This window comes from Streptomyces griseofuscus (assembly GCF_014673495.1).
Taxonomy (GTDB): Bacteria; Actinomycetota; Actinomycetes; order Streptomycetales; family Streptomycetaceae; genus Streptomyces; species Streptomyces murinus.
The window spans coordinates 5211763-5234155 of record NZ_CP051006.1; the positions used below are offsets into that span (position 1 = coordinate 5211763).

The window sequence follows — 22393 nt, forward strand, 5'->3', positions numbered from 1 at the left end:
GCGCCGTGACGAACCTGGACGAGGCCCGCGCCCTGCTGCGCGAGTTCCCCGTGGTCGACGGTCACAACGACCTGCCCTGGGCGCTGCGCGAGAAGGCGGGTTACGACCTGGACCGCCTGGACATCGCGGGCCACCAGCACGGACACCTGCACACCGACATCCCCCGGCTGCGCGAGGGCGGCGTCGGCGCCCAGTACTGGTCGGTGTACGTGCCGGCCGAGCAGCCGGACCCGGTCGCCGCGACGCTGGAGCAGATCGACTGCGTACGGCAGCTCCTCGACCGCTACCAGGCGGACCTGGCGCCCGCGCTGACCGCCGCCGACATGGAGGCGGCGCGCGGTGAGGGCCGTATCGCCTCCCTGATGGGCGCCGAGGGCGGCCACTCCATCGCCAACTCGCTGGGCACCCTGCGCGGTCTGTACGCGCTCGGCGTGCGCTACATGACACTCACCCACAACTCGAACGTGGACTGGGCGGACTCGGCGACCGACACCCCGAAGGCGAACGGCCTGACCGCGTTCGGCCGCGAGGTGGTCCGCGAGATGAACCGGCTCGGCATGCTGGTCGACCTCTCGCACGTGGCGCCGTCCACGATGCGCGACGCGCTGGACGCGAGCACCGCCCCGGTGGTCTTCTCGCACTCCTCGGCCCGAGCGGTCTGCGACCACCCCCGCAACATCCCGGACGACGTCCTGGAGCGGCTGCCCGCCAACGGCGGTGTCGCGATGGTGACGTTCGTGCCGAAGTTCGTGCTCCAGGCGGCCGTGGACTGGACGGCCGAGGCCGACGAGAACATGCGCGCCCACGGCCTGCACCACCTGGACACCACCGCCGAGGCGATGAAGGTGCACCGCGCCTTCGAGGAGCGCACCCCGCGCCCGATCGCCACGGTGCCGGTGATCGCCGACCACCTGGACCACATGCGCGAGGTCGCCGGCATCGACCACCTCGGCATCGGCGGCGACTACGACGGCACGGCCTTCACCCCGGACGGCCTCAGCGACGTCTCCGGCTACCCGAACCTCCTGGCGGAGCTGCTGGACCGCGGCTGGTCCAAGGCGGACCTCGCCAAGCTCACCTGGCAGAACTCGGTACGGGTGCTGGGCGCGGCGGAGGACGTGGCCCGCGACCTGCGGTCGAAGCAGGCGCCGTCCAACGCGACGATCGAGTCGCTGGACGGCTGACGCGCGGTACGGCATGCGAAGGGGCGGGTGGCCGATCGGCCACCCGCCCCTTCGCATGCCGGCGGGCGCGCCCTACCGGTGGTCGATCCGGCACAGGCAGAACGGATGCCCCGCCGGATCGGCGTACACCACGAAGTCCTTCTTCTCGCGGTCCTCCTCGTCCAGCGGGCGGGCGCCGAGCGCCAGGACCCGCTCATGGGCCGTGTCCATCTCCGCCCAGGTGCTGCCCGCGTCGAAGTCCAGATGGAGCTGCTGGCCGTTGTGGTCGGCGCGGGGCCACTCGGGCGGGGTGTGGCCCTCGGCCCGCTGGAAGGCCATCCGGGGGCCGCCGGGGACCTGGAGGACGACCCAGGTGTCGTCCTCGGCCACGGGCGTGCCCCCGCCCACCGCCGCGTAGAAGGCGGCCAGGGCGTGCGGGTCGGGGCAGTCGAGCACGACGTTGCGGAAATGGGCGACGGACGCCATGTTTTCTCCTCCTCGGGGGACGGTCTCAGCAGGCGCAGAGGCAGAACGGGTGCCCGGCAGGGTCGGCGTACACCCTCCAGGACCGGCCCGGCTCCCCGGCGTCCAGGAGCGTCGCGCCCAGCTTCAGCACGCCCTCCTGCGCCGCGTCCAGGTCCGGCACGGTCAGGTCCAGGTGGAACTGCTGGCCGTCGCTCCCGGCGCCCGGCCAGCGCGGCGCGATGTACCCCTCGGCCCGCTGGAAGGCCAGCGCCTGCCCGCCGGGCAGCGCCAGGTCCACCCAGTCGCCCGTCTCGTCGCGCTCCACGGTGCCGCCGAGCACCTCGCAGTAGAAACCGGCCAGCGCGTCGGGATCGGGACAGTCCAGGACCACCACACCGAGCTCGGCGAGAGCCATGACGACCTCCTTCTGTTACCCATAGAAGCGGGTAACCGGTAACGGCGACGGTGACCTCATACTCCTAGACAAGGGGTAACGTCGCAACCATGAATGAGAGATCGGCCGCTCCCGGGGGTCTGGCCCTGGTGGAGTCCCTGGTCAACACCGTGGACCTGGCGGACGGCGCCGACTCGCTGGACACCGAGGAGGGGCGCGCCCGCCTCGGGATCCCCGCGGGGGAGCTCGCCGAGGCGCGGGAGCTGCGGGAGTCGCTGCGGGCCGCCCTGCTCGCCCACGCCGGGCATCCGCCGCACCGGGCCGTCACCCCGCTCGGCGAACTGCTGGCCCGCGCGCCGCTGTACGTCGCGGTGGACGCGGTGGACGGCTCGGCGGCCCTCGCCCCCGCCGGTGCCACCGCCCTGCTCTCCCGGGTCGCCGCCGCCGTCGCCGAGGCGCTGCTGGCGGGCACCTGGATGCGGCTCAAGGCGTGCGAGGCCGTGACCTGCCACTGGGCGTACTACGACCGCAGCCCCGCCGGACGCGGCCGCTGGTGCTCGATGCGGGTCTGCGGGGCGCGGGAGAAGATGCGGCGCTACCGGGCCAAGGGGGCGTAAAGCGCGGGAAGCCGGGGCCCCGGGGCACAGGGGGCTGGGGCAAAATGCGGAACGGCGCCGGTTCGGCCGACTGAGCCTCGGCCGAACCAGCGCCGTTTCCGTGTGCGCCGGACCGGCGCCGAATCCGTGTCCCTCGGGCGTTCGCCCGTCAGGCGGTGGGCCGCCCCATCGCCCGGTACCGCCAGCCCGCCCGGCGCCACAGCTCCGGGTCGAGGGTGTTGCGCCCGTCGAGCAGCACCCGGGCCGCCGCGGCCGCGCCCAGCTCCGCCGGGTCCAGCTCGCGGAACTCGCGCCACTCGGTCAGATGCAGCACCACGTCCGCGCCGCGCACGGCGTCCAGGGCCGACTCCGCGTACCCCAGCGTCGGGAAGACCCGCCGGGCGTTGTCCATGCCCTTCGGGTCGTACACGGTCACCTGACCGCCCTGGAGGTGTATCTGGCCCGCCACGTTCAGCGCGGGCGAGTCGCGGACGTCGTCCGAGTCGGGCTTGAAGGTGGCGCCGAGCACCGCGACCCGCTTGCCGAGGAAGGAGCCGCCGCCCAGCGCCTCGCGGGCCATCTCCACCATCTGGCCGCGCCGGCGCATGTTGATGGAGTCGATCTCCCGCAGGAAGGTCAGCGCCTGGTCCGCGCCCAGCTCACCGGCGCGGGCCATGAACGCCCGGATGTCCTTGGGCAGGCAGCCGCCGCCGAAACCGATCCCGGCGCGCAGGAACTTGCTGCCGATCCGGTCGTCGTGCCCGATCGCCTCCGCCAGCTTGGCCACGTCGCCGCCGCCCGCCTCGCAGACCTCCGCCATCGCGTTGATGAAGGAGATCTTGGTGGCGAGGAAGGAGTTGGCGGCGGTCTTCACCAGCTCGGCGGTCGGGAAGTCGGTGACGACGAAGGGGGTGCCCTCGCCGACCGGCGTCGCGTACACCTCGCGCAGCAGCTTCTCGGCCCGCTCGCCGCGCACCCCGACCACGATCCGGTCCGGGTGCAGGGTGTCCTCGACGGCGAAGCCCTCGCGCAGGAACTCCGGGTTCCAGGCCAGCTCGGCGTCGCCGCCCGCGGGGGAGTGCTCGGCGAGGTAGGCGGCCAGCCGTTCGGCCGAGCCCACCGGCACCGTGGACTTGCCGACCACCAGGGCGGGGCCGCGCAGATGCGGGGCGAGGGAGGCGATCGCGGAGTCGACGTACGACATGTCGCAGGCGTACTCGCCGTGCTTCTGCGGGGTGTTCACACACACGAAGTGCACATCGCCGAAGGCGCCGATCTCGGCCCAGTCGGTGGTGAAGCGCAGCCGTCCGGTCGACCCCTCGAGCCCGGCCACATGCCGGCGCAGCAGCTCTTCGAGCCCCGGCTCGTACATCGGGGTCTCGCCACGCTCCAGCATGGCGATCTTCTCGGGTACGACATCCAGGCCCAGCACCTCGAATCCCAGCTCGGCCATGGCCGCGGCATGGGTGGCGCCGAGATACCCGGTGCCGATCACGGTGATCTTCAGGCTCATGGACGCGCTCCAGCTCGGGGATTCTCTCGTGCGGGCCCGAGCATAGCCGGGCAGCTCGGGGGGCAACTTTCCCGCTGTCGCCAACCTCACGTAGGCGTCCTGGGGCCGGGGCTCTAAAATTTGAGTTACTTAACGGTAGTTAGCGTTTGTAATGTCCGTGATGCGTCACCATCACTGCGTCTTTGGAGCGTGAGAGACCTTGGCCGGATCGGCTGACTTCGACCTGTACCGCCCGTCCGAGGAGCACGACATGCTCCGCGACGCCGTCCGCTCCCTGGTCGAGGCGAAGATCGCGCCGTACGCCGCCGCGGTGGACGAGGAGGCCCGCTTCCCGCAGGAGGCCCTCGACGCCCTGGTCGCCAACGACATGCACGCCGTGCACGTCCCGGAGGAGTACGGCGGCGCCGGCGCCGACGCGCTCGCCACGGTCATCGTGATCGAGGAGGTGGCCCGCGCCTGCGTGTCCTCCTCCCTGATCCCCGCGGTGAACAAGCTGGGCTCGCTCCCGGTGATCCTCTCCGGCTCCGAGGAGCTGAAGAAGAAGTACCTGGGCCCGCTGGCCAAGGGTGACGCGATGTTCTCGTACTGCCTCTCCGAGCCGGACGCCGGTTCGGACGCGGCCGGTATGAAGACCAAGGCGGTCCGCGACGGCGACCACTGGATCCTCAACGGCGTCAAGCGCTGGATCACCAACGCGGGCGTCTCCGAGTACTACACGGTCATGGCCGTCACCGACCCGGCCAAGCGCTCCAAGGGCATCTCCGCCTTCGTGGTCGAGAAGTCGGACGAGGGCGTCTCCTTCGGCGCCCCCGAGAAGAAGCTCGGCATCAAGGGCTCCCCGACCCGCGAGGTCTACTTCGACAACGTCCGCATCCCCGCCGACCGCATGATCGGCGAGGAGGGCACGGGCTTCATGACGGCGATGAAGACCCTGGACCACACCCGCATCACCATCGCCGCCCAGGCGCTCGGTGTCGCGCAGGGCGCCCTCGACTACGCCAAGGGCTACGTCCAGGAGCGCAAGCAGTTCGGCAAGGCGATCGCCGACTTCCAGGGCATCCAGTTCATGCTCGCGGACATGTCGATGAAGATCTCCGCCGCCCGCGCCCTCACCTACCAGGCCGCCGCCGCCTCCGAGCGCGGCGACGCCGACCTCACCTACCTGGGCGCCGCCGCCAAGTGCTTCGCCTCGGACGTCGCCATGGAGGTCACCACCGACGCCGTCCAGCTCCTCGGCGGCTACGGCTACACCCGCGACTACCCGGTCGAGCGCATGATGCGCGACGCCAAGATCACCCAGATCTACGAGGGCACCAACCAGGTCCAGCGCATCGTCATGGCGCGCAACCTGCCGTAGCCCGTCAGCGGTACCGGAAGGCGCCCCGCGGGGCGCCTTCCGTGCGTTCCGGGGCCTTACGACCGGTCGGTCACATGCGGGGGCGGGGCGGGCGACGTAGGACGGAAGCACACGGGACCCGCTCCCGGGTCCCCCTGCTCCGAGGAGGAGCCATGGCCCAGCCCGGAACGACGATGACCGCCATGACCAAGCAGATGCAGGACTGCATCGAGGCCTGCATGAACTGCCACAGCATCTGCGAGGAGACCATGAGCTCCTGCATGCAGCAGGGCGGGCAGGCGCAGATGCAGATCATGCGCGCGCTCATGGACTGCTCCGAGACGACCCGGATGTGCGCCGACATGATGATGCGCCGCTCGCCCATGTCGGGCGAGATGTGCGCGATGTGCGCCAAGGCGTGCGACATGGCCGCCGAGGCGTGTATGTCCATGCCGGACGACAAGCAGCTGATGCGTTGCGCGGACGCGTGTCGCAAGTGCGCCGAGATGTGCCGCGCGATGGCCGGCGCCCGGATGTGACCTGGGCACCGTGACCTCGTTCAAGGGCACCTCCGGGGTGCCCTTGAACGTGTGCCGCCGGCTGCGGCAGGGTGCTCGCATGATCACTTCCGGGGCGACCGCGGCCTTCGACGCCGCCGAGCGTGCCATGTGGGCGGGGCGGGCACGGGCGTACGAGGCGAGCTTCGGGCGGCTGTGCGCCCACCCGGTGCCGCGGCTGCTGGACGCGGCGCGGGTCGCGGCCGGCACCAAGGTGCTGGACGTTGGCACCGGCACCGGCACCGCCGCCCGCGCGGCACGGGAACGGGACGCGCGGGTACGGGCCGTGGACGCCGACCCGGACATGGTGGCGCGGGCCCGCCTGCACGGCATCGCCGCCGAGGTCGCCGTACTGCCCGAACTTCCCTTCCCGGACGGAGAGTTCGACGCCGTCGTCGGCAACTTCGTGCTCAACCACGTCGGCCGCCCGCGCGCCGCCCTCACCGAGCTGCGCCGCGTGCTGCGCCCCGGCGGCCGGATCGCGCTGACCCTGTGGGGCACCCGGCGCGGCGCGGGACAGGACCTGCTGGGCCGGGCCTGCGCCGCGGGCGGTGCCGTACCGCCCGCGTATCTGCCTCGTCTCGACCCCGCCGAGGACTTCTCCCGCACCCCCGACGGACTGGCCGCGCTGCTCGCCGAGACCGGGTTCGACGCGCCCCGGGCCGCCGAGCTGGAGTGGGACCACCGGGCCGGTGCCGAGGAGTGGTGGGGCGGGGCCGCGAGCGGGATCGCCACCATCGGGCTGGTCCTCGGCGCGCAGGACGCCGGGACCGTCGTACGGATCCGGGCGGAGTACGACCGGCTGTGCGCGGAGTTCGCCCGGGACGGCGAAGGGCGGCTGGCCCTGCCGCACGTGGCACTGCTCGCCCGTGCGACGGCCCGGCCGCCCCTGTCGCGTCGTCCTGGCTAGCTGCCGGTGACGGTGATCTTCTGGTCGTTGTTCAGCTCGTTCACCAGCGTCTTGACCTTCGCCTTGTCCCAGACGAGGTTGCCGCCGGTGGAGCCGGAGATGGGCATGTTCATGGAGGTGCCGTCACCGCCGTTGACGCCCTTCATGGCCCAGAACATCGAGGCCAGGCTCCACAGGGACATGTCCTTGTCCACGATCAGCGAGTCCAGGCCCGCGCCCATGGTCGGGTAGAACTTGAACGGGTTCAGCACGGTCGAGGGCGTCGCCACCTCATGGGCCAGGGCGGCCAGGAACTTCTGCTGGTTCTTGGTCCGCTGGAGGTCGGAGGCGGCGAAGGCGTGCCGGGTGCGCACGAAGGCGAGCGCCTGCTGGCCGTTCAGGGTCTGCTCGCCGGCCTGGAAGTCGGCGCCGGACCACTTGTCCTTGAAGCCCTTGTCGATGTTGATCTGCACCCCGCCGACCGCGTCCACGATGTTCGCGAAGCCCTGGAAGCCGATCTCCACGTAGTGGTCGATGTGCAGCCCGGTGTTGTACTCGATCGTGCGCACCAGCAGCGTCGGCCCGTCCTCGGCGTAGGCCGCGTTCAGCTTCTCCTGGCGGCCCGTGGCGGGGTAGACCTTCCCGGACGTCGAGCCCTTGTACGACGGGATCTCCACGTTCGAGTCACGCGGCAGCGAGATGAGCGTGTCGCCGTTGTCGCCGACGTGCAGGATCATCATCGAGTCCGTGCGCTTGCCCTCGGCGGCGCCGGTGTGCAGCTTCTTCTCGTCCGCCTTGGTCATACCCTCACGGCTGTCCGAACCGACGATCAGATAGTTGGTGCCGGACCCCGACTGCGGCCGGTCGATCACCTTGGAGAGATCGACCTCGCGGCGCAGCTTGGAGTCGGCCCAGAAGTAGGTCGCGACCGAGGTGACGATCAACACGGTCACCAGCGTGATCGCGGTCCACTTGATCCGCCGCCGCCAGTTCGGCGCGGGTCTCTGTCCGGGCCCCGGCGTCCCACCGGGGCCGTCGCCGCCAGGGTTCCCGTAGACCTGTCCGGTGTTGTAACCGCTGTCGTACGCGTCGTCATAGCCGCCGTTCGCGTACGACGGCTGCTGCGGAACGCCGGCCCCGTACTGCGGTGCCGCCGGGCCGCGCCGCACCTGCCGCATCGCGCGGGCGCCTTCGGGCTGCGCGCCGCCACTACCGCGTCCGTAGCGGGGGCCCCGATTGTCGTCGGACCATGCCTCGGGCCAGTCATTCATGCGGACCAGTGTGCAGGGCTCCGCCGTGTGGCTTACAAGGCCTGTCGGAAAATAGGGGCGGCGCTGTTGCGAAGCTGACACAAATTCCGCGAATGCGGCTTCGGCATAAGGTAGAGGGCATGACAGACCAGGCCACGGAGTCGGAAGCAGTGGAACCGGACATCCCGGGCAAACCCACGTCCGCCTCGCGCACCACGCTCAGCCACATCATGACCCACAACGACACCAACCTGCTGGGTACGGTGCACGGCGGGGTGATCATGAAGCTGGTGGACGACGCGGCGGGCGCCGTGGCCGGCCGGCACTCCGGCGGCCCCGCCGTCACCGCGTCCATGGACGAGATGGCCTTCCTCGAACCGGTCCGCGTCGGTGACCTGGTCCATGTGAAGGCGCAGGTCAACTGGACCGGCCGGACCTCCATGGAGGTCGGCGTACGGGTCCTCGCCGAGCGCTGGAACGAGTCCGACCCGCCCACCCAGGTCGGCTCGGCCTATCTGGTCTTCGCGGCCGTGGACGCCGACGGCAAGCCCCGCCAGGTCCCCCCGGTGATACCGGAGACCGACCGCGACCGCCGCCGCTACCAGGAGGCGCAGATCCGCCGCACCCACCGGCTGGCCCGCCGCCGCGCCATCCGCGAGCTGCGCGAGCAGCGGGTGGCGGAGGGGTTCCACGACTAGACCTGGACGGCCGGACCCGGGCGGCCGGGCCCGGGCGACTGGATCCAGGCGGCCGGGCCCGGTTGGCTGCACCCGGGCGGCGTCCGCTCAGGCGTCCCCGGAGCACACCACCTCGTTGCCGCGCACCACACTCGCGGCGCCCTGGTCCTGATGTCCCGGGTCCTCGAAGCGCACGGCTCGTACGCCCTTGAAGCCGGCGCCCGCGGTCACCTTCAGCACCGGCCCCTGGCCCGGCGCCGCACGCAGCTCGCTGCCCGGCAGGGCCGCGGCCAGGGTGTGCGCGGAGCGGTCCCAGCGGGGGTCGTACGTGATCACTGTGGTCGGCAGCTGGGCGGGCGCGGTCACCGGCTCGTGGGTGGTGGCGAAGCCGGTCGCCGCGAGCTCGGTGTCGATCCGCTTGGCGAGCCCGGCCGTGCCGGTGCCGTTCGCCACCTGGACCCGGATGCCCCGGGGGTCCGTCTCGACCGGCGTCGGGGCGGACGCGGAGCGCCGGCGGGCCGCGGTGAGCGGCTTGTCGTCGCGCAGTGCCTGGAACAGCTGGGCGGAGCGGGCCGGGTCCCATTTCAGGGTCGAGCCGATGCCCTTGACCGGGAAGTCCATCTGCCCGATGGGGACGGTCGTGAACTCGGAGGACGAGGGTGAGAAGTTCCGCATCGCCCGCCCGAGGTCCAGCAGCTCATCGGTGCCGAAGCCGATGTCGGCGCGCACCGAGCCGAGCACCGCCCGGGTCACATCGCGAAAGCGCATCGGGTTCAGCAGCACGCCCGAGGACGTCGCCCGCTCGATCAGCGCGGCCAGGAAACGCTGCTGCCGCTTCATCCGGCCCAGGTCGCTGGCGCCGTCCAGGTGCCGCGAGCGCACGTACTGGAGGGCCTGTCCGCCCAGCAGGGTGTGGGTGCCGGGGGTGAGGTCGAGCCCGCTGTAGCTGTCCTTCAGCGGCGTCGCCGTACAGATCCGGACCCCGCCGAGGACGTCCACGGTCTTCATGAAGCTGGTGAAGTCGATCTCCAGATAGTGGTCGATCTTCACCCGGGTCATGTCCTCGACCGTGCGCACGGTCAGCTGGGGCCCGCCCTCGGCATAGGCCGCGTTCAGCTTCAGCGGATGCGCGCCGAGCTGCCGGCCGGTGGTCTGGTCCCGGTGCGCGGGGATCTCGGCGAAGGAGTCGCGCGGCAGGCTCACCACCGTGGCCCGCTCCCGGTCCTCCGAGATGTGCACGATCATCATCGTGTCGGTGCAGTGGCAGGGCTGTCCGCCCAGGTGGAAGGCGCGCCGCTGACCCTCGGTGATCTTGTCCCGGCCGTCGGTGCCGACCAGCAGGATGTTCATCCCGTGGCCCGCCTGCGGCCGGTTCTTCATGTCCTTGAAGGCGTCGACCCGGGAGATCCCGGCGTCCAGGCTGGTGACCACCGCGTGGCCGATGCCCGCGGAGGCGAGCACCACCACCGACAGCGTGGTCATCGCCCGCATGGCCCAGCGCGGCCGCCGTCGTCGGCGCAGGGGCCGAACCGGCCGCTCGGGCGGGGGCGGCAGCCGGCGGGGCGGCTGCGGGCGGCGCTGGGGTCGCGCCGGGGACCGGGGCGGGCTGGCCAAGGGACACCTCCGGACGAGGCCGTACGTGGGATCCGTGAGCACAGTAGGCCGATACGATCTCCATCCCGCGTCAGAGCCCCGGCGGCGCGCACCGATGTCCCCCGTTCGCGGTAACGTGAGGCCCCTATGAACGCCAAGCCCGACGTGCGGTTCCCCGCTGTATCCGTGATCATGCCCGTCCTCAACGAGGAACGGCATCTGCGCGGGGCCGTCCAAGCGATCCTCGCGCAGGAGTACGGCGGCGACATGGAGGTCGTGATCGCCCTCGGTCCGTCCACGGACCGCACGGACGAGATCGCCGCCGAACTCGTGGCCGAAGACCCCCGCGTCCACACCGTGCCGAACCCGACCGGCCGCACCCCCGCCGCGCTGAACGCGGCGATCAAGGCCTCCCGGCATCCGATCGTGGTCCGTGTCGACGGCCACGGCATCCTCTCCCCGAACTACATCGAGACCGCCGTACGGCTCCTCGCGGAGACCGGCGCGCAGAACGTCGGCGGCCTCATGCACGCCGAGGGCGAGAACGACTGGGAGCACGCGGTCGCCGCCGCGATGACCTCCAAGATCGGTGTCGGCAACGCGGCCTTCCACACCGGCGGCGACGCGGCCCCCGCCGAGACGGTCTACCTCGGTGTCTTCCGCCGCGAGGCGCTGGAGCAGCAGGGCGGCTACAACGAGGAGTTCATCCGCGCCCAGGACTGGGAGCTGAACTTCCGCATCCGCGAGGCGGGCGGCCTGATCTGGTTCTCACCGGAGCTGAAGGTGTCGTACCGCCCCCGGCCCTCGGTGCGGGCCCTGGCCAAGCAGTACAAGGACTATGGCCGCTGGCGCCATGTCGTCGCCCGCTACCACTCCGGCTCCATCAACCTGCGCTACCTCGCCCCGCCGACCGCGGTGTGCGCGATAGCCGCGGGAATCGTGGTCGGCGTGGCTCTGACCCCCTGGGGTCTGGTGATCCCCGGCGGCTACCTCGCCGCGATCGCCGTCGGCTCCCTGCCCGCCGGCAAGGGCCTGCCCCTCAAGGCCCGCCTCCAGATCCCCGTGGCCCTCGCCACCATGCACATGTCCTGGGGCTGGGGCTTCCTGACCAGCCCGAAGTCCCTGGCGAAGCGGGTCATCGCGTCGCGCCGCCCGGCGGTGCAGAACGCCTGACGGAGCCCGATCGTCCGCACCGAACGAGGCGGGGCCCCTCCTTCCCGGAGAGGCCCCGCCTCGTTTGCCGTTACCGCGTCACCACCGGTACGGCCCGTACACCTCCATGCAGCCGCCCTTGTCCGCGCCGTTGATGGCGTCGGCGTTGGACGGGACGTCGCCCGCCTTCGGCTTGGACTGCTTCGGGAAGGTCGTACCGGTGCGCCAGTCGGCGCCGAGCAGCAGGGTGACGCCGGAGACCGACGTGGTCTGCTTCACCGCGGACGCCGGCAGACCCAGTGCCTTGGCCACGCCCTGGGCGTCGCCCTGGAGATCGGCGCTGGGGTACTCGATGACCGTCTTGTCCTGCGACGGCGGGGGCGTGGTGTCGGCCGTCGCCCTGCTGTAGCCCTCGCTCACCAGCGCCTCGGCGATGGTGCGGGCCCGGCCGGGGACCGCCGCCTGGGAGGAGGAGCCGGTGCCGTTCTGGACGAGGACCCCGAGCCTGGCCGGAGCGGTGGAGGGCGACTTCGCCGGCTGGGGCTTGTCCGCCCGCTTGGCGTCCGAGGACCCGCCGTTCTTGTCGAGCGGGATGTCGTCCCGGAGCATCTCCCAGAGCTTGCTCGCGTCCGCCGTGTTCGGGACGACGTGGTTGTCGGGGTCCCGCGGATCCGGGAGGTTGGGCATCGTCACGCTCGTGATGCGGTCCGACGGCACGGACTTCATCTCCATGCCGAGGTCGTAGAGCTTCTTGACCGTGCCGATCTCCTCGGAGACCTTGAGGGAGTTGACGGCCGAGTCGGCCAGGTCCATCAGGCGCCCGGTGTCGGTGAACACGTTCTGCGACTTGAGCGTGCGGAGCATGGAGTTGAGGTACATGTGCTGGGCACGGGCCCGCAACGGGTCGCTGCCCCAGGCGTGCCGGGTGCGCAGCCACTGGAGCGCCTGCACGCCCTTGATCTTGTGCGTACCGGCCGTCAGCTTCAGCCCGGAGCCGCCGCGCTGGGCCGCGGTCGGGCGGTCCCATACGTTCTGCTTCACACAGACGTCGACGCCGCCGATGGCGTCCGCCATCTTCACCACGCCCGCGAAGTCGATCGTCATCCAGTGGTCGATGTAGACCCCGGTGAGGTTCTCCCAGGTGGCCAGCGTGCAGCCGGCGCCGCCCTCGCCGAGGGTGGTGTTGATGATGTCGTTGGTCGCCGGATAGACCTTGCCGGTGTCCGGATCCGTGCACCTGGGGATGTCGACGCGCGTGTCGCGGGGGATGCTCACCATCGCGGCGCTCTTGCGGTCGGCGGATATGTGGATGAGCATCTGCACGTCCCCGAGCGGGGGATCGCCGACGCTGCTCTTGCTGCCGCCGAGCTTCAGGTTCTCCGCCGAGTTACGGCTGTCCGAGCCGATCAGCAGGATGTTCAGCGGGGTCTGTCCCGCCGCGTTCGGGGCGGTCTTCTGCGCCTTGGCGTCACCGCTGCTGCGCTCGCCCTTACGTATGCTGGCGTTCAGATGCTGGTAATAGAGGTAACCGGCGCCCGCCGTGCCGAGTATGACCACCGCGAGGATCGTCGCCGACCAGCGCAGCGCGCGCCGTCGGCGCCGCCGACCGGTCGTGGAACCTCCGGAACCACCCGAGCCCCTTGAGCCCGAGCCCCCCTTGCGCCGGCCGCCGCCGTGCCGTCCGGCCCCGGCTTCCGGGTCCGTCGTCCGCGGGTTGAGCGCCATCGTGTCATCCACGTCGGCAGCGTCACCCCGCACTTCGCTCTGCGCCACTCTCCCTGCCCTCCCCGCCCTTTTGCGCCATGCGACGGGCCCGTCCCGCGCCGAGTAGTTAGACGCACGACGGGCCCGCAGGGTTACCTATGAGGCGCACTTAACCTCGTTGGCCGTTGACTTGTCGACCTTCGGTGCCGTGTCCGGGGCGGCGATCGGCGTGCCCGCGCCCTTGAAGTCCTTGCCCAGGGTCAGCGTCATCGCGGGCAGCCCCTGGGAGTTGACGACGCTCGAACCCGGCTTGAGCGCCGAGCCGGGCAACCCCATCAGGGCGGCCAGCTCCCGGGCCTGCGCGGCCTGGTCGGGCGCGTACTCCAGGGTGGTCTTCTGAAGCCCGGCCGGCGCGTTGCCCGCGTTCTCCGACTTCAGCACGCCCTCGGTGTTCTGGAGCCAGTCGAGGGCCGCCTGTGCGCTGCCCGGTGCCGCCTCGCTGTTGAGGATGCGCACGCGTACGTCGCCGGGCGCGGACTTGCTGCCCTTGAGCCGGGCGGCCTGCGCGTCCTTGGCGGCCTTCTGCTTGCGCTTGACGTCGGTGAAGGACACGTCGTTCTGTATCGCCTGGAAGACCGAGGGCGCCGCCGACTGGTTGAGGACGACCGTCGCGTGGACCTTCTCGGCGGGGTTGTCCACCACCGGCACCGTGGTGAAGGTGATGTTCTTCGGCGGCACCTTCTTGAGCTCAAGCGCCATGTCCTTCAGCGTGTTGATGCTCTTTATGCCGGTGTCGACGGTCAGTGCCTTGGTGGCCGCCTCCGCGAGGTCCATCAGCTTCGAGGGGTCGCTCAGGGTGTCGCCGGAGGACATCTTGCGCATCAGCGAGCCCAGGAACTGCTGCTGCACCTTGATGCGGTCCAGGTCGCCCTGGTTGCCGAAGCTGTGCCGGGTGCGCACGAAGGCGAGGGCCTGCTCGCCCTCCACCATCGACTTGCCCGCGGGCAGCTTCAGGTGGGACTCCTTGTCGTTCACCGGGTGCGCGACACACACCTCGACCCCGCCGACCGCGCTGGTCAGCGTCTTCACCGCGTTGAAGTCGGCCATCATGAAGTGGTCGACGTGTATGCCGGTGACCGCTTCGACGGTGCGCATGGTGCAGCCCGGGTCACGGCCGTCCTGGCCGAGGCTGGTGTTGAAGCGCACATTGTCGGTGCCCTGGACGACCTTGGTCGAGCCGTCCGGCTGCTTGGTCGGGCAGTCCGGCACGTTCACGATCAGGTCGCGCGGGATGCTCAGCGCGGTCGCGTTGGTCCGGTCCTTGGAGACGTGCAGCAGGATGTTGGTGTCCGCGTGCCCGACGCTGCCGGAGTCGCCGTAGCCCTCGTTGCCCTTGCCGGTGCGCTTGTCGGTACCGATGATCAGCAGGTTGAAGGCCTCGTCCTTGCTGAAGCCCTTGGAGCCCGCGTCCCCGACATCGGTGGAACTGATGTTGCCCTCAAGGTGCTTGAGGTACAGATACCCGGCGGCGCCGACCGCGATCAGCGCGAAGGCCGTGCCGCCGGCGGTCCACGCCAGCACCTTCTTCGCCTTCGACTTCTTCTTCACCGGCCGGCGGCCCCGCCGTCCCGGCGCGCCCTCGGGCTCGGTGGTACGACGCCGGGAGGTCCGCGGCGGCGGCACGTCCCCGGCGCGCGCCTTGTCCCCGGCGCGGGAGCCGTCCCGGGTACGGCCCCCTTCCTGGGTGCGCGTGCCGCCCCCCTCGGGCCCGCCGTCCTGCGCGGGCACCTGGCTCATCTCACGGGTCTCACCGGGCGCCATGTCATTGCGCCGGCGGCGCCGGGCGCCCTCGCCGTCCTGGGCGGACGGCCTGCGCGGACCGGGAACCGATTGCGTTCCGGAAGGAGGCAGTCGCAGTTCGTATTCGCCGGTGTTCGGATTGAGCACCCACTGGTCTGCGGGATCGATGTTGTCCGCCCGCCCACGGCCTTGCGCGTCCACGGTTGTCCGAATCCTCCGTCGGGGCCACGCGGCGCCTTCCCCCTCAAAGGCGCTCGGGTCTCGGTGAAACAGTGCACGACCCCAGGTCGGACCTCGTGGCCGGGTGCACCGGAGCGCTCACACTATCCGCCCAGTTCAGCGTCTAGGGACGCCGGTGACAAATCCGTCGTCCCTACAACTGGGCAATCCGCCTCATTTTCTGAACGGAAGTCGGGCGGCCTTGGCGAACGCCTTACGCGCAACCCTGTTCGGCGGCGGTGTTCCCGGTGTAGGTGGGCGCGGGAGAAGGACCGCCGTTTGTGCCCTTTTGCGGCGCCTGCGGCTTCTCGGGCACCTGTCCTTCCACCACCACCGGCTGGTCCGCGCGCAACCGCTTGAAGAGCTTCTCGGCCTCGGGCTCCACGAGTTGGTCGCGGTTGGCGTCGTAGACGTACTGCTCTCTCGGCACCGTCAGGAATTGCATATGCCGGGTGGGAATGTCGTGCAGCGTTCGCACCAACCGGTACAGATCACCCAGATTCGCCAGTCCGGGATCGGTGGTGAGGGAGGACGTCGCCGCATCCAGTACGGCATACAGCCGCAAGGGGTTCAGCAGTACGTCATTGCCGCGCACCCTGGTGACCAGCGCGCCGAGGAATCGCTGCTGGCGCCGCATCCGCTCGGTGTCGCTGCCGTCGCCCAGCGACTCGCGGGCCCGTACGTAGCCGAGGGCCTGCTCCCCGTCGAGCGTGACCTCGCCCGCCGGCAGTCTGAGCTTCGCCGCCTTGTCGTCCACGGGCTCCTTCAGACAGACCCGCACCCCGTCGACGGCGTCCACCATGTCCTTGAACCCGCTGAAGTCCACGACCATGTGGTGGTCGACGCGGATGTCCGTCAGCTTCTCGACGGTACGGACCGTGCACGCCGAACCACCCAGCTCGAAGGCGTGGTTGAACATCGCGAACACCGGTCGGCCCCGGGTGCCGTCGCCCTGGAGGCAGCCGGGGATGTCCACCATCAGGTCCCGGGGGACGGACACGGCGGTGGCGCTGCGCCGGTCCGCCGCCAGATGCAGCAGGATCGTCGTGTCCGAGCGCTGGCTGCCCAGGTCCCGCCCGTAGCGGGCGTTGCCGCTCCCGGCCCGGCTGTCGGACCCGATCAGCAGGATGTTCCGGGCCCCGGGCGCCAGGACCGCGGGCCGCTCGCGCGCGTACCGGTCGAGCTCGGCGGCCGCCGCGTCATCGGGCCGGATATTGGCACTGAGCCGGGCGTACGCCGTCCACCCCGCCCCGACGGCCACCGCCACCAGGACCACCGCCCCGAGCCCGGCCCCCTTGGCCCACCGCCGCCGGCGCCGCCGCGCCAGCCCCGCCCCGGACGCGGACGAACCGTCGACGGAGGGAGGGGAGTCGGTCACGGTGTCAGGCCCCATGGTCGTAGAAGGTGTCCCTACGACCATGGGGCGCGGGCCGGGAGGAGGCGCCCTGTACTACTCCAAGAGGGGGGCCGGGCCTGCCGGATCAGGCGGGGTTCACCGCCGTACCGCCGTCACCTTCTCGCTCTCGATCCGCTTCGCCAGCGCCTCCTCGTCCAGGCGCTCCAGATTCCGGCAGAGCACCACCGAACCCCCGCTGGCCAGCGGCGCGAACAACCCCGCGCTGAGCCCCTCCCAGGTGTCGTACGGCAACCCGGACAGCAGCCGCGAGCCGGGCCCCGTCAGGTCCAGCTCGGCCGAGTCGGCGAGGGCCTTCTGTACGACCTCGGCCCCGCTGAACTCCGCGCCGGCCACGATCAGCGCCGACTCCCCGCCGTACGGCGAGGTGAACCGGTCGCCCTGGCCCGGGACCTCCACGGCGTAGTCGAGGAACCCCTGCGGCGACTGCGGGAACCGTCCGCCGAGCGGCCGCAGGGCCAGCGCGACCCGCTCGCCCCGGCACGCCCGCGCCGCCTCCAGCGTGTCCGGCCCGCTGACCACCACATCGGCCGCCGCCGGATCCCCGGCCACATCCGCGACCGCGCCCACCGAGGCGCAGGCCAGCAGCCACACCGCCGTCTGCCAGTGCGCGGGCAGCAGCAGCGCGACCCGGTCGCCGGGTTCCACGGAGAGGTCGCCCTGGAGGAGGTTCGCGGTCTTGGCCACCCAGTTGGCGAAGGTGGCGACCGAGAGTTCGACGCGTTCGCCCGTGGCATCGTCGTAGAAGGTCACCAGCGGGCGGCCGGGATCCGCGGCGAGGGCGGAAGTCAGCAGGTCGGCGGGGGTGCGATCGGTGGCGTTCACCCGGCACAGGGTACGCGCGCGAGGGCGCGCGACGGGGGCGCGTCTCTCACTGATCTCACACCCGTCTCACGGCAAACCGCGTGGCCGTCACGGCCTTCGTCGCTACGGTCTGCATACACTGACCGGCCGATACGAGTAGAACGAGCCAGTTCGGCCGGTCCCGGCAGGAAGCAGAGACGACAGGTGACAGAAGCGATCCTCCTGGTCGGCGGCAAAGGCACCCGGCTGCGCCCGCTCACCGTGCACACGCCCAAGCCCATGGTCAGGGCCGCGGGCGTGCCGTTCCTCACCCACCAGTTGGCGCGGGCGAGAGCGGCGGGCGTCGAGCACATCGTCCTTGCCACCAGTTATCTGGCCGAGGTCTTCGAGCCGTACTTCGGCGACGGCTCGGCTCTGGGCCTCCACCTCGAGTACGTCACCGAGGAGGAGCCCCTCGGCACGGGCGGCGCGATCCGCAATGTCGCCTCGCGGCTGCACTCCGGGCCCGACGAGCCGGTGCTGATCTTCAACGGCGACATCCTGACCGGCCTGGACATCCGGGCCCTCGTCGACACCCACGAGTCGACGGGCGCGGATGTCTCGCTGCATCTGACGAAGGTGTCCGACCCGCGGGCCTACGGCCTGGTGCCGACCGACGAGACGGGCCGGGTGCTGGCGTTCCTGGAGAAGCCGCAGACGCCCGAGGAGATCGTCACCGACCAGATCAACGCGGGGGCGTACGTCTTCCGGCGCTCGGTCATCGACACGATCCCGGCGGGCCGGCCGGTGTCGGTGGAGCGCGAGACGTTTCCCCAGCTGCTCGCGGCCGGGGCGCACCTTCAGGGCATGGTCGACTCCACGTACTGGCTGGACCTCGGCACCCCGGCGGCGTTCGTGCGGGGCTCGGCCGACCTGGTGCTCGGGCGCGCGCCGTCGCCCGCGGTGCCGGGGCGCTGCGGTGACCGGCTGGTGCTGCCGACGGCGCAGGTGGCGCCGGACGCGAAGCTGACCGGGGGCACGGTGGTGGGCGAGGGCGCGTTGGTCGCGGAAGGCGCGCGGGTCTTCGGCTCGACGATCCTGCCGGGCGCGGTCATCGAGCCCGGCGCGGTCATCACCGACTCCCTCATCGGCACCCGCGCCCGCGTCGGCACCCGCTCCGTCCTCACCGGCACGGTCATCGGCGACGGCGCGGTGATCGGCCCCGACAATGAGCTCCGCGACGGGGCGCGGGTGTGGTGCGACGCGCGTATTCCGGCGGGGGCGGTGCGGTTCTCTTCCGACCAGTAGGAGTGCGGTGCGGGGGGCCGGGGGCGAGGGGGGCTTGCCGCGGTGAGCCGAACCCGTCCCCGCCCAGCCCCAGCCTCAGCCCGGGTTCAGAGCAACCCGATGTCCACCCGAGGCATCTTCGGAACCCGCCGGGCAGGGATGAGTCCGCTCAACAGGATCAGCCGGGCGGCACGGTGCCGCTGCCCGGCGTACGGCTCCAGCAGACGCAGCATCTCGGAGTCGTCCGCGTGCCGGTCGCCCGCCAGTGCCCACCCCACGATCCCCGGCAGATGCAGATCCCCGACCGTCACCTCGTCCGCCGCCCCATGGCTGCGCTGCACCACCTCGGCCGACGTCCACACCCCCACCCCCGGCACGACCTCCAGCCGCGCCCGGGCCTCCCCGGGCGGCATCCCCACGGCCTGTTCCATCCGCGCGGCCACCCGGACCGCCCGCAGAATCGTGGACGCGCGCTTGTCGTCGACCCCGGCCCTATGCCACTCCCAGGAGGGAATCAGCGCCCAGGCCCGGGCCGCGGGCATGACGAACATCGGCCGCTCACCGAACCCCGCGGGACCCGGCGCGGGCTCCCCGAACCGCCGTACCAGCAGCCGCCACGCCCGGTACGCCTCGTCCGTGGTGACCTTCTGCTCCAGCACCGACGGGATCAACGACTCCAGGACCAGCCCGGTCCGTGTGAGCCGCAATCCCGGTCGCCGATGCCGCGCCAGCGCCACGACCCGGTGCCGGGGCACGAACGCCTCCGGATCGTCGGCCGCCCCGAGCAGCGCGGGCAGACCGTCGAGCAGCCACTCGGCCCCCGGCCCCCACGCCTCGCCCAGCACCTCGCCGCCGTACGCCCGTACGCGCAGCGTGCCGGGCCCGGCCGGGGTGCGGCACGCCCGCCACACGGACCCGTCCGCCGTGGCCCGGAACGTCGGATCGGCGGGCCCGCGCCGCAGCGGCCCGAGCACCAGACCGAGATCGAGCGGCCCCTCGGGCACCCAACGCCGCACCCGCGCGGCCGCCGCGACCTGCCGCGGTATCCCACCCCCACCTGTACCGCCCGCGGACACGCCGGCCTGCCCGCCGCGCACAGCCGTACGCGTGGGCCGCTGAACGAAACGTCCTGCCACGGATCAGATCCTCGGGTCGCCGGTGCGGCCGGATGCCGCGGTGCCGTCCTTCGAGACTAGGGCCTCTCGTTTGGATCATGCCGCGCTCGCGGGCCCTGATCCGGCCTGATCCAAACGAAAGACCCTAGGCGGGACCGGGTCCCGCTCCCGTCTCACCGCACCTCGATGAACGCCTCCGCGTCCCGCTCCGCCCGAGGCCTCGGCGCCTGGGCCGGACGCCCGATCGCCACCGCGCCCATCGGATCCCACTCCGGGGGCAGCCCGAGCGTCTCGCGCACCACGTCCCGGCAGAACATCGTGGACGACACCCAGGCCGAGCCGAGGCGCTCCCCGGCCAGCGCCACCAGGAAGTTCTGCACGCCCGCGCCCATGGCGACGACGAACATCTCCCGCTCGGCACCGTCGCGCCGCGCGTCCCCGTAGTGGTGCGAGCCGTCCATGACGAGGCACGGCACCGCGAGGTAGGGCGCGTCGCGCAGCACCTCGCCGCGCCGGACCCGCTTGGCGATGGACTCCTCGCTCTTGCCGTCCCGGCGCAGGTCGGCGATCCAGGCGTCCCGCATCGCGTCCAGCAGTTCGTTCCGCGACTCGGCGGTCTCCAGCAGCACGAACCGCCAGGGCGTGGTGTGGTGCGGGGCGGGCGCCGTCACGGCTGCCGCCACCGCCCGCCGTACCGCACCCGGGTCCACCGGATCCTCGGTGAACGCCCTTACGGTGCGCCTGAGGGTCACGGCCTCGCGGACCGCCTCGGAGGTGCCAAGGCGGAACATGTCGTCGGCCGCGGCGCGCACCAGCGCCCGCGCGCCCGCGCCCGCCTCACCGGCCTGTTCCACCACCCGGGACAGGCCCCGCACCACCGCGACCGGCCGCCCCTCGGCCTTGCCCTTGACCAGGTCACCGGCGGCGGCCAGCTCATCGGCCGTGGCCACCACGGTGGCGCTGAGCGGATTGCCGTGCGCGTCCGTGCCCCCGCGCAGATCGTCCAGCACCCGCACCCCGGCGGCGCCGATCGCCACATCCGTGAGCCCCGCGCGCCAGGGTCGCCCGAAGGTGTCACTGACGATGACCCCGACCTCGACCCCGAGGACATCCCGCAGGCCGTCGCGGATCGCCCGGGCGGACGCGTCCGGGTCCTCGGGCAGCAACAGCACGGTCCCGGCAGGGGTGTTGGAGGCGTCGACCCCGGCCGCGGCCATGACCAGGCCCTGCCGGTTCTCCACGATCCGCAGGGTGCCCCGGCGGGCCACCACACGCACCGCCTCCGCGTCGATCGCGGCCTCCCGGTCGGTGGCCCGGACGATCCGGCCCTCCGCCTTGGACACGATCTTGGAGGTGACGACCACCACGTCCCCGTCGGCCAGGCCGGGCTCGGCGACGGCGATCAGCTTGGCGAGGTCGTCGCCCCGCTGCACCTCGGGCAGCCCGGCCGGCGCCCAGACCTGGAACGCGGGAGCCTCCGCGCGGTCCGCACTCACGCGCCCCGCACCTCCTCGGCCAGCGTCAGCGCCTCCCGCGCCATCTGCGCGGTCGCGGCCACGTCGGTCATCATCAGCGGTACGGCACGGCAGCGGATGCCGTCGGCCTCCACGCGCTCGACCACCGCCGCGTCCACGGTGTCGACCAGCCAGCCGTCCAGCAGGCCGGAGCCGTAGTGCTCGGCGACCGCGGCGGCCGTGGACTCCACACCGACCGCGGCGAGCACCTTGTCGGCCATCCCGCGCACCGGTGCGTCGCCGACGATGGGGGACAGGCCGACCACGGGCACGCCCGCGTCCGCGATGGCCTCCCTGATGCCGGGGACCGCGAGGATCGTGCCGATGGACACGACCGGGTTGGACGGCGGGAAGAGGATGACGTCCGCCTCGGCGATCGCCTCCAGGACGCCGGGGGCCGGCTTGGAGTGCTCGGCGCCGACCGGGACCACGGCCTCGGCGGGCACCCCGGCCCGCATCCGCACCCAGTACTCCTGGAAGTGGACCGCCTTGCGCTCGCCGTCGACCTCGACGGCCACATGCGTCTCCACCCGGTCGTCGGTCATCGGGATCAGCTTCACGCCCGGCTTCCACCGGTCGCACAGCGCCGCGGTGACCGCGCTCAGCGGATAGCCCGCGCCGAGCATCTGCGTCCGCACGATGTGCGTGGCGAAGTCCCGGTCGCCGAGCCCGAACCACTCGGGGCCGACCCCGTAGGCCGCCAGTTCCTCCTTGAGATGGAAGGTCTCCTCGGACCGCCCCCAGCCCTGCTCCTCGTTGATGCCGCCGCCCAGCGTGTACATCACCGTGTCGAGGTCCGGGCAGACCTTCAGCCCGAAGAGGTGGATGTCGTCGCCGGTGTTGCCGATCACCGTGACGTCCGCGTCCGGCGCGGCCTGCCTGAGACCACGCAGGAACCGAGCACCACCGATACCGCCTGCCAGAACCACAATGCGCATGGGAACCAGTCTTGCAGGAGGGTCCGACAACGCG

General features: G+C 71.7%; 20 protein-coding genes. 8 read left to right on the forward strand and 12 right to left on the reverse strand.

Annotated features, from left to right (window positions below; translation table 11 throughout):
- The first annotated feature begins 5 nt into the window (after nucleotides 1-5).
- Nucleotides 6-1184 (forward strand): dipeptidase, encoded by a 1179-nt coding sequence (locus tag HEP81_RS23630; RefSeq protein WP_037660939.1) that lies wholly within the window; start codon nucleotides 6-8, stop codon nucleotides 1182-1184.
- Nucleotides 1185-1256: 72 nt separating this feature from the next.
- Here the strand turns inward: HEP81_RS23630 and HEP81_RS23635 are convergent, their stop codons facing one another.
- Nucleotides 1257-1649, reverse strand: coding sequence for a VOC family protein (locus HEP81_RS23635; protein WP_037660895.1), 393 nt, complete (start codon nucleotides 1647-1649; stop codon nucleotides 1257-1259).
- A gap of 25 nt (nucleotides 1650-1674) precedes the next feature.
- A complete protein-coding gene (locus HEP81_RS23640) occupies nucleotides 1675-2043 on the reverse strand; it encodes a VOC family protein (protein WP_037660894.1) in 369 nt (122 codons plus the stop codon).
- 89 nt (nucleotides 2044-2132) lie between these two features.
- Between HEP81_RS23640 and HEP81_RS23645 the strand changes: the two genes are divergently transcribed.
- A complete protein-coding gene (locus HEP81_RS23645; RefSeq protein WP_037660892.1) occupies nucleotides 2133-2639 on the forward strand; it encodes a CGNR zinc finger domain-containing protein in 507 nt (168 codons plus the stop codon).
- A gap of 148 nt (nucleotides 2640-2787) precedes the next feature.
- Here the strand turns inward: HEP81_RS23645 and HEP81_RS23650 are convergent, their stop codons facing one another.
- Complete coding sequence (locus HEP81_RS23650) at nucleotides 2788-4131, reverse strand: UDP-glucose dehydrogenase family protein (RefSeq protein ID WP_037660889.1); 1344 nt, start codon at nucleotides 4129-4131, stop codon at nucleotides 2788-2790.
- A gap of 199 nt (nucleotides 4132-4330) precedes the next feature.
- Between HEP81_RS23650 and HEP81_RS23655 the strand changes: the two genes are divergently transcribed.
- The 3 genes from HEP81_RS23655 (at nucleotide 4331) to HEP81_RS23665 (ending at nucleotide 6934) form a co-directional block, all read left to right on the forward strand.
- Complete coding sequence (locus HEP81_RS23655) at nucleotides 4331-5488, forward strand: acyl-CoA dehydrogenase family protein (protein ID WP_037660888.1); 1158 nt, start codon at nucleotides 4331-4333, stop codon at nucleotides 5486-5488.
- Between the two features lie 152 nt (nucleotides 5489-5640).
- Nucleotides 5641-6006: a four-helix bundle copper-binding protein gene (locus tag HEP81_RS23660; RefSeq protein WP_037660886.1), complete on the forward strand. Its 366-nt coding sequence runs from the start codon at nucleotides 5641-5643 to the stop codon at nucleotides 6004-6006.
- Between the two features lie 79 nt (nucleotides 6007-6085).
- The gene (locus HEP81_RS23665) at nucleotides 6086-6934 is read left to right on the forward strand and encodes a class I SAM-dependent methyltransferase (protein WP_037660935.1); all 849 of its coding nucleotides are present in this window, start codon (nucleotides 6086-6088) and stop codon (nucleotides 6932-6934) included.
- Here the strand turns inward: HEP81_RS23665 and HEP81_RS23670 are convergent.
- On the reverse strand, nucleotides 6931-8184 hold the full coding sequence (locus HEP81_RS23670) for an LCP family protein (RefSeq protein ID WP_037660883.1): 1254 nt from the start codon (nucleotides 8182-8184) through the stop codon (nucleotides 6931-6933). The two genes, HEP81_RS23665 and HEP81_RS23670, sit on opposite strands and share 4 nt — an antisense overlap.
- Before the next feature lie 119 nt (nucleotides 8185-8303).
- Between HEP81_RS23670 and HEP81_RS23675 the strand changes: the two genes are divergently transcribed.
- Nucleotides 8304-8861: an acyl-CoA thioesterase gene (locus HEP81_RS23675; protein ID WP_037660879.1), complete on the forward strand. Its 558-nt coding sequence runs from the start codon at nucleotides 8304-8306 to the stop codon at nucleotides 8859-8861.
- A gap of 87 nt (nucleotides 8862-8948) precedes the next feature.
- Here the strand turns inward: HEP81_RS23675 and HEP81_RS23680 are convergent, their stop codons facing one another.
- Nucleotides 8949-10454, reverse strand: coding sequence for an LCP family protein (locus HEP81_RS23680; protein WP_172624760.1), 1506 nt, complete (start codon nucleotides 10452-10454; stop codon nucleotides 8949-8951).
- A 126-nt stretch (nucleotides 10455-10580) separates the two neighbouring features.
- Between HEP81_RS23680 and HEP81_RS23685 the strand changes: the two genes are divergently transcribed.
- On the forward strand, nucleotides 10581-11606 hold the full coding sequence (locus HEP81_RS23685; RefSeq protein WP_037660873.1) for a glycosyltransferase family 2 protein: 1026 nt from the start codon (nucleotides 10581-10583) through the stop codon (nucleotides 11604-11606).
- 78 nt (nucleotides 11607-11684) lie between these two features.
- On the opposite strand, the gene HEP81_RS23690 is transcribed toward HEP81_RS23685, so the two are convergent.
- The 4 genes from HEP81_RS23690 to HEP81_RS23705 all read right to left on the reverse strand — a co-directional run bounded on the left by HEP81_RS23690 (nucleotide 11685) and on the right by HEP81_RS23705 (nucleotide 17547).
- Nucleotides 11685-13310, reverse strand: coding sequence for an LCP family protein (locus HEP81_RS23690; protein ID WP_051850486.1), 1626 nt, complete (start codon nucleotides 13308-13310; stop codon nucleotides 11685-11687).
- 135 nt (nucleotides 13311-13445) lie between these two features.
- Entirely contained in the window at nucleotides 13446-15290 is a 1845-nt protein-coding gene (locus tag HEP81_RS23695; RefSeq protein WP_037660871.1) for an LCP family protein, read from the reverse strand.
- 232 nt (nucleotides 15291-15522) lie between these two features.
- On the reverse strand, nucleotides 15523-16701 hold the full coding sequence (locus HEP81_RS23700) for an LCP family protein (protein WP_051850485.1): 1179 nt from the start codon (nucleotides 16699-16701) through the stop codon (nucleotides 15523-15525).
- 99 nt (nucleotides 16702-16800) lie between these two features.
- The gene (locus tag HEP81_RS23705; RefSeq protein ID WP_037660870.1) at nucleotides 16801-17547 is read right to left on the reverse strand and encodes a TIGR03089 family protein; all 747 of its coding nucleotides are present in this window, start codon (nucleotides 17545-17547) and stop codon (nucleotides 16801-16803) included.
- 183 nt (nucleotides 17548-17730) lie between these two features.
- On the opposite strand from HEP81_RS23705, the gene manB reads away from it, so the two are divergent.
- Nucleotides 17731-18813, forward strand: a complete 1083-nt coding sequence (gene manB, locus HEP81_RS23710; RefSeq protein WP_037660869.1) for a mannose-1-phosphate guanylyltransferase — start codon at nucleotides 17731-17733, stop codon at nucleotides 18811-18813.
- Between the two features lie 86 nt (nucleotides 18814-18899).
- Here manB and HEP81_RS23715 read toward each other — a convergent pair whose 3' ends face one another.
- The 3 genes from HEP81_RS23715 to cofD all read right to left on the reverse strand — a co-directional run bounded on the left by HEP81_RS23715 (nucleotide 18900) and on the right by cofD (nucleotide 22359).
- Nucleotides 18900-19928 carry a DNA-3-methyladenine glycosylase family protein gene (locus tag HEP81_RS23715; RefSeq protein WP_172636947.1) on the reverse strand — a complete coding sequence of 343 codons (1029 nt, stop codon included), beginning with the start codon at nucleotides 19926-19928 and terminating at the stop codon, nucleotides 18900-18902.
- Between the two features lie 152 nt (nucleotides 19929-20080).
- Nucleotides 20081-21403 (reverse strand): coenzyme F420-0:L-glutamate ligase, encoded by a 1323-nt coding sequence (locus tag HEP81_RS23720; protein WP_037660863.1) that lies wholly within the window; start codon nucleotides 21401-21403, stop codon nucleotides 20081-20083.
- Nucleotides 21400-22359: a 2-phospho-L-lactate transferase gene (cofD, locus tag HEP81_RS23725; protein WP_037660860.1), complete on the reverse strand. Its 960-nt coding sequence runs from the start codon at nucleotides 22357-22359 to the stop codon at nucleotides 21400-21402. Before cofD ends, HEP81_RS23720 begins: the two co-directional genes overlap by 4 nt.
- Between the last annotated feature and the right edge of the window lie 34 nt (nucleotides 22360-22393).